The organism is Niveispirillum sp. KHB5.9 (genome assembly GCF_048066115.1).
In the GTDB taxonomy this organism is placed as follows: Bacteria; Pseudomonadota; Alphaproteobacteria; order Azospirillales; family Azospirillaceae; genus Niveispirillum.
In genome coordinates this window covers 21092-33984 of sequence record NZ_JBLTYX010000008.1, presented here as the reverse complement: position 1 = coordinate 33984, position 12893 = coordinate 21092, and the positions used below count along the sequence as shown (strand labels likewise).

Annotated in this window: 9 protein-coding genes; 5 read left to right on the top strand and 4 right to left on the bottom strand. The window is 65.0% G+C overall.

All coding sequences use genetic code 11. The features are described from left to right. The first annotated feature begins 121 nt into the window (after positions 1-121). Positions 122-889, top strand: coding sequence for a helix-turn-helix domain-containing protein (locus ACM9HJ_RS14910; protein WP_416572534.1), 768 nt, complete (start codon positions 122-124; stop codon positions 887-889). A 53-nt stretch (positions 890-942) separates the two neighbouring features. On the opposite strand, the gene ACM9HJ_RS14905 is transcribed toward ACM9HJ_RS14910, so the two are convergent. The 4 genes from ACM9HJ_RS14905 to ACM9HJ_RS14890 form a co-directional block, all read right to left on the bottom strand. Further along, entirely contained in the window at positions 943-2043 is a 1101-nt protein-coding gene (locus tag ACM9HJ_RS14905; protein WP_416572533.1) for an alkene reductase, read from the bottom strand. Between the two features lie 43 nt (positions 2044-2086). Further along, entirely contained in the window at positions 2087-2491 is a 405-nt protein-coding gene (locus tag ACM9HJ_RS14900) for a putative quinol monooxygenase (protein WP_416572532.1), read from the bottom strand. 72 nt (positions 2492-2563) lie between these two features. After that, complete coding sequence (locus ACM9HJ_RS14895) at positions 2564-3412, bottom strand: VOC family protein (protein ID WP_416572531.1); 849 nt, start codon at positions 3410-3412, stop codon at positions 2564-2566. Between the two features lie 38 nt (positions 3413-3450). Further along, complete coding sequence (locus ACM9HJ_RS14890) at positions 3451-4464, bottom strand: aldo/keto reductase (protein WP_416572530.1); 1014 nt, start codon at positions 4462-4464, stop codon at positions 3451-3453. Positions 4465-4749: 285 nt separating this feature from the next. Here ACM9HJ_RS14890 and ACM9HJ_RS14885 point away from each other — a divergent pair, with 285 nt between their 5' ends. The 4 genes from ACM9HJ_RS14885 to ACM9HJ_RS14870 all read left to right on the top strand — a co-directional run bounded on the left by ACM9HJ_RS14885 (position 4750) and on the right by ACM9HJ_RS14870 (position 12776). Then, the gene (locus ACM9HJ_RS14885) at positions 4750-5793 is read left to right on the top strand and encodes a LacI family DNA-binding transcriptional regulator (protein WP_416572529.1); all 1044 of its coding nucleotides are present in this window, start codon (positions 4750-4752) and stop codon (positions 5791-5793) included. Positions 5794-6045: 252 nt separating this feature from the next. Continuing rightward, positions 6046-8880, top strand: coding sequence for a TonB-dependent receptor (locus ACM9HJ_RS14880; RefSeq protein WP_416572528.1), 2835 nt, complete (start codon positions 6046-6048; stop codon positions 8878-8880). Between the two features lie 68 nt (positions 8881-8948). Continuing rightward, positions 8949-10463 carry a tryptophan halogenase family protein gene (locus tag ACM9HJ_RS14875; protein ID WP_416572527.1) on the top strand — a complete coding sequence of 505 codons (1515 nt, stop codon included), beginning with the start codon at positions 8949-8951 and terminating at the stop codon, positions 10461-10463. Between the two features lie 54 nt (positions 10464-10517). Further along, a complete protein-coding gene (locus ACM9HJ_RS14870; RefSeq protein ID WP_416572526.1) occupies positions 10518-12776 on the top strand; it encodes a beta-glucosidase in 2259 nt (752 codons plus the stop codon). Positions 12777-12893 lie beyond the last annotated feature (117 nt).

Below are 12893 nucleotides of genomic sequence, written 5' to 3'. Positions count from 1 at the left end.
TCATGGGCCAATCACTGCCGCGGATGGGCCGATCCATGCGCCTTGGCTTGACCCGGATGGCGTGATAGCGATTTCGTTACCGCATCCGGGCCATGAATTATCGCAGGGAAGGAACGGGCAGATGAAGCGCAGTGCCGATTATCTGGTGACGCAGCGGCCCGTCATCGCGCTGCAGGACGAATATCCCGCCGGTTTCGTCGATCCGTTCCACAGCCACCAGCATACGCAGCTGCTCTATGCCTCGGCCGGGGTGATGTCGGTGGTGACCGACTGCACCTCCTTCGTGCTGCCACCGCAGCGGGCCTTGTGGCTGCCGGCCGGCACCCCGCATGAGGTGTCGTGCCGGGGGCCGGTTTCCCTGCGCACCCTCTATATCGATCCCAAGCGCGACCGGGAGCCAGGGGCGTGCCGGGTGATCGAGGTGTCGGATTTCCTGCGCGCCCTGATCCTGGAAAGCGTGGGTTTCCCGCCCGATTATGATATGGCCGGCCGCGAGGGGCGGATCGTTTCCCTGCTGCTGGACGAGATCGAGCGCATGCCCAACGCACCGTACGAGGTGCGGATGCCCACGGATGAGCGGCTGCTGCGCGTCTGCCGGGCCATCCTGGCCGAACCGGCCGATAATCGCGACCTGGATGACTGGGCGCGGGTGGCGATGATGAGCCGGCGCACCTTCACCCGCCTGTTCAAGCAGGAAACCGGCATGGGTGTCGCCATCTGGCGCCAGCAGGTGCGGCTGATGGAGGCCCTGTCGCTGCTGGCCAGCGGAAGGCCGGTGACGCTGGTGGCCTTCGATGTCGGCTATGACAGCCCCAGCGCCTTTACCGCCATGTTCCACCGCACCTTCGGCGTGCCGCCCAGCCTGTACCAGATGCGCGAAGGCGGCTGAACGCGAAAAGCCGCTGATCCGGGGGGACCAGCGGCTTTGCGGAACGGCTGAAATTACGCGGCGTCCAGGGTGGCGAAATCCGTGTAACCCTTGGCACCGCCGCCATAATAGGCCTCGCCCGGCGCCTGGAACAGCGGGGCGTCACGGCGCAGCCGCTCCACCAGGTCGGGATTGCCGATGAAATGGCGGCCGAAGGACACCATGTCGGCATGGCCCGAGTCCACGGCATCGATCGCCATCTGCCGGTCATAGCCGTTATTGGCGATATAGGCGCCGCCGAAGGAAGCATGCAGCGCCTTGTAATCGAAGGCGGCGACGGCATTCTCGCTGCGCGTCTGGCCCTCGATGGCGTGCAGATAGGCCAGACCCAGGCGGCCCAGCTGTTCCGCCAGATAGCCGTAGGTCTGCTGCGGCGTGCTGTCCAGCGGGGTGTCGCCGATGGCGGTGGACATCGGTGACAGGCGCACGCCCACCCGGTCGGCCCCCCAGATTTCCGCCACCGCCGTCACCACCTCGATCGGCAGACGGGCGCGGTTCTCGATGGAGCCGCCATACTGGTCGGTGCGGTGGTTGGTGCTGTCGCGCAGGAACTGTTCCAGCAGATAGCCGTTGGCGACATGCACCTCCACCCCGTCGAACCCGGCCTGCTTGGCCTTGGTCGCGGCATTGCGGTAATCCTGGACCAGGCCGGCAATCTCCTCCGTCGCCAGGGCACGCGGCATGGTCGGCGGCTCATTGCCGTTCAGGGTGAAGACATTGCCGCCGGCCTGGATGGCGGACGGGGCCACGGGGGCGGCGCCATCGGCCTGCAGGTTCGAATGCGACACCCGGCCGACATGCCAGAGCTGAAGCACGATGCTGCCGCCCGCCTCATGCACGGCCCGGGTCACGGGGCGCCAGGCTTCGACATGCGCGTCGGTATAGATGCCGGGGGTCAGGGCATAGCCGCGCCCCTGGCGGGAGATGTTGGTGGCCTCCGCGATGATCAGGCCGGCGCTGGCGCGCTGGCGGTAATAATCGATGGCGAGCGGGGTGTGGTTGCCGTCCATATCGGCGCGCGACCGGGTCAGGGGCGCCATGGCAATGCGGTTGGCGACCGGAATAGCGCCGATTTTGGTGGGTGTGAACAAGGCGGTTTCAGAAACGGTGGACATTTGGATGATCCTTTGATCGGAACGCGGCTGACAATCAACGGCGTTATTTCAGGATATTCAGAGGGGTGACCTGGACGGTGCCGTCGGCCAACTCGGGCAGCTTGGCGAACCAGTCCTGGACATGTTTGGTGGCGACATGGGCCTCGAAATCCGCCTGGGTGGCGAAAATCTCGTAGAAGGTGAAGCGACCCGGCTCCTCGCGGCTTTCATGAAGGAAATAGGCCAGGTTGTTGGGCTCCGCCCGCACCGCCGGGATCAGCTGCCGGGAGGCTTCGCGCAAGGCGGCCTCCTTGCCGGGCTTGGCGCTGATCCGGGCGACGACGGCATAGGCGCCATCGGGGATCTTGGGATAGGCCACCACATCGGCTATCGCGGGAGCCGTGCCGACCAGCAGGGCAGCGGTGAGAAGGGCGCCGATGCAGGTGCCCAGACGCTTGGAATTGGACATGATCATCTCCATTCGGCGACCGCGCTCATGCCGGTCGTCGTCGATTAAGGTCGGATAGGGGAAGGGTTAAGCTTAGCCTGCGGTCAGACGTCGGCGGGCGGCCAGGGCGTCGTCGAAGGTCTTCTTCACCGGGCCGAGGGCCTGGACGAATTCCAGCTGCTCACCCTCCGGCCCCTTGGCATAGATCAGGCGCCAGCCGTTGGACTTGCCCTCGGTGATCGGGTTGGAATTGCTGTCCAGCGGGGCGGCCTGACGCTCGGGTTCCGAATTCACGGTGATCACCCGGTTGGCGCGCACCTGGGTCATGCCACGCTTGGCGGCTTCGGCCTCCAGATCGCGGATGAAGCTGTTGAAATCGACATCGTCGCGGATATGGAAACAGATGTGCATCATTCGCGGGAAGGCCGGGCTCATATGGTCCAGCGGCTCGGCAAAGCTGTTGCCGCCGCCCATGGGCTGGTCGGCATCGCGGTACTGCAACAGCTCGATCACCACATTGTCGAACTGGATGAAACGCACATCCAGGCGCTGGGCACCGCCGCGCAGGTCGGGCACACCCATGGTACGCGGATTGACATGCCGCTCGCGCGCCTCGATCTCCTGATCGGTCAGCAGGGTGTTATGGATACGCTCGCCCTGGAAATCACCGTCGCGCATCACCTCCGTGCCGCCCAGAACCTGAGTATAGAATTCATAGGCACGGTCCATGTTCTGCACGGTCAGGCCAAAATGCTGAACCCCCTGCAACCGCAACCCCAACGGGCCGGCATTACGCGCCGCCGCCGATATCTTGCCGGCCGCCTGCGCCGTTGCCGGGCTGGAGCCGGCCACGGCCAGCCCCGCCAGCATGGCAGCACCGGCACTGCGCATCACATCACGGCGACCCAGATCGGCCGCGTCGAACGTCGTAAGATCAGCCATTTCCATCTCCATCTGCCGTAGTTCAGGGTCTTCACTTTTCAGCCCAGGATGGGCAACGGGGCGGCGGGGTCGACCAGACCGGCCGCGCGCAGGTCACGCCAGAAATCGGCGGGAACCACTTCGTTCAAGGCGGCACGGTCCTCCGTGATGCGGCCCGGACGGCTGGCGCCGGGGATCACGGCGGCCACGGCCGGGTGGGCCAGAGCGAATTGCAGGCCGGCGGCCTTCATGCTGATGCCATGGCGGTCGGCCAGCGCCTTGATCTTCGCCACCTTGTCCAGAATGGCCGGGGTGGCCGGCACATATTCGAAGTTGGGACCACCGACCAGCGCGCCGGAGCTGTAGGGGCCACCGACGACGATACCCAGGCCGCGTTCGGCCACCATCGGCATCACCCGCTGCAACGCCTTGCCGTGATCCAGCAGCGTATAGCGGCCGGCCAGCAGGAAACCGTCGGGGCGCGGGCCTTCCAGGCCCAGCAGCAGTTCGATCGGTTCCACCCGGTTCACGCCCAGACCCCAGCCCTTGATCACGCCCTGGTCGCGCAGGCCGTCCAGCACCTTGAAGGCGCCCTTGCGAGCTGTCTCGAACACGCCCAGCCATTCATCGCCGTAAAAATCCTGGGCCACGTCATGGACCCAGACGATGTCGATATGGTCGGTCTTCAACCGCTTCAGGCTGTCCTCGATCGACCGCAGGGTGGCCTCGGCGGAATAGTCGTTGACGATCTTGTTGGGCAGGCCGTGCTTGAACACCTCACCCTTCTCGCCCAGGTCGCGGGCACTGACATCCTCGACCTCGTCCAGGATCAGGCGGCCGACCTTGGTGGCGATGACATATTCGTCGCGCGGCCGGCCGGCCAACGCCTCGCCCATACGGATTTCCGCCAGGCCGGCGCCATAGAAGGGCGCATTGTCGAAGAAGCGGATGCCGTCATTCCAGGCGGCGTTCACCGTCGCCTGCGCCTCGCTCTCCGGAATATCCCGGAACATGTTGCCCAGTGGGGCAGCGCCGAAACCCAGACGGCTGGAAAGGATGTCCTTGAGTGCCATTGTCCTGTTCCTTTTCACCTTGGAATGGGGCCGGGCGGTTCATTCGTCGGCGGCGCCCTTGATTGGATGAACAGAGGATGCGCCGGCAGAAAACATTCCGGAAATTTATTAATCTGATTTTGGATATTCATTCAGGATTATATCTCGAATCCCCAACGGCCGGAGGCTTCTTGTGCGCGGGAACCAGCCGCCAAGGTTGCCCGCCTGCATGATTGGGCAAAGCCGCCGATTGTGATACATCGCCTGTCCAGCCCCGCCAGCGCGGCCAACCGGAAGGGACCGGGTTTGACCACCAAGAAGCCGACCATCGATGATGTCGCCCGCCTGTCGGGCGTGGCCCGCGTGACGGTGTCGCGCGTCCTGAATGGCGGGCCCAATGTGCGGCCGGAAGTCCGCGCCAAGGTGATGGAGGCGGTCAGGACGCTGGATTACAAGGTCAACCATCAGGCCCGCAGCCTGGCCGGCGGCTCGTCCCGCACCCTGGCCTTCGTCTTCACCTCCGATCCCGAAAGCGATCCCAATTCCTATTACGAGGCGGCCCTGGAACTGGGGGCGCTGCGCGCCTGCCTGGCGCTGGGGTACCAGTTGCTGATCCACCATGTGCCCCAGCACATGCCCGACCAGAGCCGCCGCATCGTTGAACTGATTACCGGCCACCGCGTCGAAGGGCTGATCCTCTGTCCGCCCTACAGCGATGATCGCGACCTGATCGACGCCGTCCTGGCCGTGGACTGCAGGATCGTCGCCGTCTCCCCCGGTCCGGTGACGCGGGCCATCGTCGATGGCGTCGGCGTCGATGACGAGGCCGGCGGTTATGATCTGGCGGTGGAACTGATCCGGCTGGGCCACCGCCGGTTCGGCTTCATGGCCGGGCTGCAGGCCCACCTGTCCGCCGAACGGCGGTTCGAGGGGTTCCGCCGTGCCCTGGCCGATCATGGGTTGGGGGACGAGGCCTTCCTGCTGGGGCGGGGCGATTTCACCTTCCGCTCCGGCGTGCGGCTGGCGCCTGTGATGCTGGATGATCCGAACCCGCCCTCCGTCCTGGTCTGCGCCAATGACGACATGGCGGCGGGCGCGCTGGCGGCGGCGCATGCACGCGGGCTGGATATTCCGCGCGACATCGCCATCACCGGATTCGACGACGCGCCCGTGGCCGCCATCGTCTGGCCACCCCTGACAACGGTGCACCAGCCGGTAAAATCGCTGGGCCAGCGAGCCGTGGAACTGCTGGTCCGGCGCCTGACCGGTGGCGAACCGGACGGCCCGCCCGCCTTCGAGCAGTTGGACCATGCCCTGGTCTGCCGCCAGACGACCCAGGCATTCGTGTAGCTACACCATTGCCGGACATGATTCTTCGACCGCCGCGGGAACCATCCTTGACCGTCCGGCGTTCATGATCGTTACCGCCGAATTCCGATAAGTCACATCGTTTGCGACAAGGCTGTCATGGCAACCGCTTGACAAGCGATATCGCTGTCACGCAGATTGGAAGCGCTTTCAATGCCGCAAATCAAGGCATCGGGCAGACAACAATAAACAGGGCGCCGACGGGGCGATCCCTGGTTGATGGGAGGGAGTGAGATGGCGAACCGCAATTCCGGCGGTGGCTGGATGCTGTCCGGCCTGCTGAACCGGACGGCATCGGGCATGGCGATCAGCCTGGCACTGGCGGGTACCGCCTATGCCCAGGACCCGGCCGCCGGTCCGGCGATGGAGGAGATCGTGGTGACCGGCATCCGTGCCGGCATTCAGAACTCCATCAATATCAAGAAGAACGAGACCTCCATCGTGGAAGCGGTGTCAGCGGAGGATATCGGCAAGCTGCCCGACGTCTCCATCGCTGAAAGCATCGCCCGCCTGCCGGGCCTGGCCGCGCAGCGCGTCAATGGCCGCGCCCAGGTCATCTCCATCCGCGGCCTGTCGCCCGACTTCACCACCACGCTGCTGAACGGCCGCCAGCAGGCCAGCTCCGGCGACAACCGCGCCGTGGAATTCGACCAGTACCCGTCGGAACTGCTGTCCTCTGTCGTCATCTACAAGACGCCGGACGCGCAGGTATCGGGCATGGGCCTGTCGGGTACGGCCGATCTGCGCACCGTGCGCCCGCTGGAATATGGCAAGCGCACCGCGTCGGTGAACCTGCGCGGGGAGAAGGTGGCCGGCTCCAAGCTGAATGACGATGTCTCGCTGTGGGGCGGCCGGGCCAGCGCGTCCTATATCGACCAGTTGATGGACGGCAAGCTGGGCATCGCCATCGGTTACGCCCACTTGGACAGCCCCAGCCAGGTCAAGCATTACAAGGCCTATGGCTATGAGGCGTTCCCCGACGCGGTGACGCCGGACAGCGCCGACAGCGCGCTGATGCTGAACGGCCAGGAGGCCTGGGTGACCTCGCGCACCAACAAGCGCGACGCGGTCATCGGCATCTTCGAATTCGAACCCAACGAGAAGATCCATTCCACCCTGGATCTCTATTATTCGAAGTTCGAGCAGGAGGAGACGACGCGCGGCGCGCAATGGTTCTCCAACGGCTGGGCCGACAATGCCACCTTCACCAATGTCCAGACCAAGGACCTGGGCGGCTCGCAATTCGCCAGCAGCGGCACGCTGAACCGCGGCGTCCTGCAATTGCGCAATGATTTCAACACCCGCCAGGACAAGCTGTTCTCCGCCGGCCTGAATAACGAGTTCGAGCTGACCGAGGATACCCGCCTCTATGCCGACCTGTCCTATTCGCGCAACGACCGCAAGGAACAGGTCATGGAGACCTATGCCGGCTATGGGCGCGGCGTGGGCGGGGTCACGGGCGGTACGCCGGATGTGGGCCGGACCTTCGATACGATCGGCTTCCAGGTCAATGAGAACGGCTTTTCCCAGTATGATCCCGGCCTGAACTATGCCGATGCGGCGCAGGTGACGCTTGGCGACCGCGCACCCTGGGGTGGCTGGGGCCATGACGGCGCCATCCGCTATCCGCATGTGAAGGAGGAGGTGACGGCGCTGGATGGCCGGGTCGAGCACGACATGGACAGCTTCATCACCAAGCTGTCGGCCGGCGTCAATTACACCCACCGCGACAAGGGCAAGACCGTCGATGAATTCGACCTGTTCCTGAAGAACGGGCGCCAGCAAGTCGTGGTCGATGCCGCCGATCTGGTCGATCCCACCTCGCTGGGCTTTGTCGGCATGGGCGACGTGCTGTCGGTGAAGATCGGCGATGTCTGGCGCAAATATTACGACACCAGCCCGATCCTCGATCTCAACAATTACGACAAGGCCTGGGACATCTCGGAAAAGGTCACCACCTTCTTCGCCCGCGCCAATTACGAATTCGGCAACCTGACCGGCAATATCGGCGTGCAGGCGGTCCGGCAGGTGCAGGCGTCCAGCGGCACGATGATCGCCACCAATGCCAGCGGCGTGGTGGTGCCGGCGGCCGTCGATGCCAAGAGCAGCTATACCGACATCCTGCCCTCCTTGAACGCTATCTATGATCTGGGCGACGGCCACCGGCTGCGCTTTGGCGTGTCCAGGACCATGGCCCGGCCGCGCATGGACGACATGCGGGCCAACCTGACCCCGTCCTTCGATGCCATGGTCTGTTCCAACCAGGCCTGTCCGCCGGGAACGACGGTCAATCCCTGGTCGGCATCGGGCGGCAATCCTTATCTGAAGCCCTGGAAGGCGAATGCCGTCGATGCGGCGTACGAATGGTACATCGCGCCGACGACCTATGTTTCGGTGGCCGGCTTCTACAAGGACCTGAAGACCTACATCTACAAGCGCACGGAGCCGTATGATTTCACCGGCGTGCCGATCCCGTCCACGGGCACCGGCCTGCCGCCCGGCGTGATTGTCAGCCCGGCCGGTTCCATCACCTATTTCGACAATGGCACCGGCGGCACGGTGAAGGGCATGGAATTCAGCGGCGCCCTGGATTTCGGTCAGGTCTGGGAACCGCTGGAAGGGCTGGGCGTGCAGGGCAGCCTGTCGCTGACCTGGTCCAGCATCACCATGGCGGACAAGGGGGCGACGGTGAAATCCCGCATCCCCGGCCTGTCCAAGACCGTCTACAACATAACGGGCTATTACGAGCGTGACGGGTTCCAGGCCCGTGTCAGCCAGCGCTACCGTTCCGCATTCAAGGGTGAGGTGGTGCAGCTTTACGCCAATCGCGGCGTCTCCGAAATCCTGTCCGACAAGCAGGTGGACGCCCAGATCGGCTATACGATGCAGGAAGGGCAGTTCGAAGGACTGGGCTTCCTGCTGCAGGTCAACAACCTGACCGACACGCCCTATCGTACGCGCCTGGGTGTGGATGATGGCGGCACGAAGACCGCCGACGGGTCCTACCTGCCGGAAACCTATGAGAAATATGGACGGCAGTTCCTGTTCGGCGTGAACTACCGGTTCTGACCAATGACCGGCGGTCCCGATGGGGGTCGCCGGTCCCCTTCCCTTCGGCGGTTGGAAGGCGTGCCCCCGTGCAACAACAAATCAAGAAAATCCTGATCGTCGGCGGCGGGTCGGCCGGGTGGATGAGTGCCGCCCTGTTCGCCCGGCTGTTCAACGGCCTGTACGAGATCACCCTGGTGGAGTCCGAGGAGATCGGCACCATCGGCGTGGGTGAGGCCACGATCCCGGCCATCAAGAAATACAACGAGCTGCTGGGCATCGACGAGGATGAGTTCCTGCGCGAAACCAAGGGCAGTTTCAAGCTGGGCATCCAGTTCGTCGACTGGTGGCGTAAGGGCGAAAGCTATATCCACGGGTTCGGTGTCATCGGCCAGGACCTGGGCTGGCTGCGCTGCCATCATTACTGGCTGCGCATGAAGGAACTGGGCCGCGCGCCCGACTTCGCCAGCCTGTCGATCAATACGGCCGCCTGCGCCCCCAACAAGTTCATGCGGGCCCGACCCGACATGAAGGACAGCCCGCTGGCCCATATCGCCCATGCCTTCCATTTCGATGCCGGTCTCTATGCCCGTTATCTGCGCCGCTATGCCGAGGCACGCGGGGTGGAGCGGGTGGAGGGGCGGATCGGCAAGGTCAATTTGCGGTCCGACGACGGCTATGTGAAATCCGTCAGCTTGGTCGATGGGCGGGAGATCGAGGCTGATTTCTTCATCGACTGTTCCGGCTTTCGCGGTCTGGTCATCGAACAGGCGCTGATGACCGGGTACGAGGACTGGACCCATTGGCTGCCGTGCGACCGGGCGCTGGCCGTGCCCTGTGCCCGGTCCGAGAATTTCACGCCCTATACCCGCTCCACCGCCCATTCGGCCGGCTGGCAATGGCGCATCCCGTTGCAGCACCGCACCGGCAACGGCCATGTCTTCTCCGGCCGTTTCATGGACGAGGAAGAGGCCGAGCGTATCCTGCTGTCCAACCTGGACGGCCAGCAATTGGCAGAGCCCAACCGCATCCGCTTTGTCACCGGCAAGCGGCGTAAGCTGTGGAACCGCAATTGCGTGGCCATCGGGTTGGCGTCGGGTTTCCTGGAACCGCTGGAAAGCACCAGCCTGCACCTGATCCAGTCGGCCGCCACGCGTCTGGTGCGGCTGATGCCCGATGCCGGGAACGAGGAGGCCAACCGGGCGGAGTTCAACCGCCAGGCCGATTTCGAATATGAGCGCATCCGCGACTTCATCATCCTGCATTACAAAGCCACGGCCCGCGACGACAGCCCGTTCTGGAACCATTGCCGCACCATGGAGGTGCCGGACACGCTGCGCCGCAAGATGGAGCTGTTCGCCGCCAATGGCCGCATCTTCCGCGAGGATGAGGAACTGTTCGCGGAGGAAAGCTGGATCCAGGTTCTGCTGGGCCAGGGCGTGATCCCGAAAAGCCCCGATCCGCTGGTGCGCGTGCAGCCGGATGGGGAGATCGAGCGCTACCTGTCCAACATCGCCACCGTGGTGGCCAAATGCGTCGCCGTTATGCCGGGGCACGATGCCTATCTGGAACGGATCGTCGCTGCGGGGACCAGACCCTCATGAGGTCTCCCCGTTCTTTGGAACTCAGATGAAAACCAACATTTCAGGGAGTGCCCCATGAAGCGCCTTCGCCGCCTGAGCCTGACGACGGCCATGGCCAGCCTGCTTGCCTTTTCCCCTGCCGCCATCGCCCAGACCATGCCGACCAAGGACAGCCCGCCGCTTGCAACCCTGGCCCAGGACCCGGTCTGGGCGCGCGCCGACGCGTTGGTCAGGCAGATGACCTTGGAAGAGAAGATCACCTATCTCCACGGCCTGTTTCCGCCGCTGACCAAGGAGAAACATGCCGACATGATCCCGTCGGCGGGATATGTCCCCGGCGTGCCGCGCCTGAAGATCCCGACCTTGCGCGAAAGCGACGCCAGCCTGGGCGTGGCCAACCAGGTGGAACAGCGCAAGGGCGACACGGCCACCGCCCTGCCCGCCAGCCTGGCCCTGGCCGGCACGTTCGAGCCGGAGCTGGCCTATGCGTCCGGCGCCATGATCGGGGCGGAGGCGCGGGCCAAGACCTTCAACGTGCTGCTGGCCGGCGGCGTCAACCTGACCCGCGACCCCTGGGCCGGGCGCAATTTCGAATATCTGGGGGAGGACCCGCTGCTGGCCGGCATGCTGGCCGGCGAAAGCATCCGCGGCGTGCAGTCCAACAACATCGTTTCCACCATCAAGCATTTCGCGCTGAACGCCCAGGAGACGGGCCGCCATGTCATGGATGCCCGCATCGGCGAGGCGGACTTGCGTGAAAGCGACCTGCTGGCCTTCCAGATCGCCATGGAACGGGGCAAGCCGGCCTCTGTCATGTGCGCCTATAACAAGGTCAATGGCGACTGGGCGTGCGAGAACGACTTCCTGCTGAACCGGGTGCTGAAGAAGGATTGGGCCTATCCGGGCTGGGTCATGTCCGACTGGGGGGCGGTGCATTCCACCGTCAAGGCGGTCAATGCCGGCCTGGACCAGCAGTCGGGCCAGGAACTGGACAAGCAGATCTTCTTCGGCGAGGATTTGAAGGCGGCGGTGGCCAAGGGTGACGTGAAGCCGGCGCGGCTGGACGACATGGTCCGCCGCATCCTGTACGGCGTCATCCAGACCGGCCTGATCGACAACCCGACCCCGGCCAGCGAACAGCCCATCGATTACGCCGCCAACGCCAAGCTGGCCCAGCTTGTCGCGGAGCGCGGGTCGGTGCTGTTGAAGAACCAGGGCCTGCTGCCCCTGAAGAAAACCGCCAAGAGGATCGTGCTGATCGGCGCCCATGCCGATGTCGGCGTACTGTCGGGCGGCGGGTCGTCACAGGTGCGTTCCGTCGGCGGCGCGCCGGTGGAAATCCCGTTGAACGGGGGTGAGGCCGCGTCCTTCGTGCGTGTCACCTGGCACGCCTCTTCGCCCTTGAAGGCCGTGCAGGCCATCGCACCGGGCGCGGAGGTGACCTATATCGACGGCAAGGACCCGGCGGCCGCCGCCAGGGCCGCCCAGGGTGCCGACGCCGTGATCCTGTTCGCCTGGCACTGGCAGACCGAAGCCGCCGACGCCCCCTCCGTCGCCCTGCCCGAGGGCCAGGACGCGCTGATCGATGCCGTGGCCGCCGCCAACAAGAATACCGTCGTGGTGCTGGAAAGCGGCGGGCCGGTGCTGATGCCCTGGCTGGACAAGGTGGGGGCGGTGCTGGCCGCCTGGTATCCCGGTCAGCGGGGCGGGGAAGCCATCGCGAACCTGCTGTTCGGCGATGCCAACCCGTCCGGCCGCCTGCCGATGACCTTCCCGGCGGCGGAAAAGCAGGCGCCGCGCGCGTCCGCCCCCGGTTGGCCTGAACAGGCCGCCATCGATGATGCCCGCCGCGCCGGCAAGAAGGTGGATGCCATCAAGGGCTTCCCGGTGGAGTATGTGGAGGGAGCGGCCGTCGGCTATCGCTGGTACGCGCAGGAGAAGCTGCGGCCGCTGTTCCCCTTCGGCTATGGCCTTTCCTACACCAGCTTCACCTATGCCAACCTGACGGTGGAGGGTGGGGCGGCGCTGAAGGTCAGCTTCGACGTCACCAACGGCGGCAAGCTGGCCGGCGCCGATACGCCGCAGCTTTACGTGACGGCGGGCAAGCGCCGGCAGATGCTGCGTCTGGCCGGGTTCCAGAAGGTCGATCTGGCACCGGGCGCCACACAGCGCGTCACGCTGACCGTCGATCCCCGCCTGCTGGCCGATTACGACGTGAATGCCGCCGGCTGGACCCTGCCGGCCGGCGATTACGCGCTCTATGTCGGTGCCCATGCCGGCGATGCGGCCCTGCCGGGAACCGCGACGCTGAAGGCGTGGACAGGCAAACCCTGATCCGCCGAAGGGCCGTAGGTCAGGTCGAGCCGGAGGCGAGCCCTGACAGCAAAGCTTGAAGCCTTTTCTGTCAGGGCTCGGGGCTTCGCCCCTCGACCTGACCTACGGCATGAATAT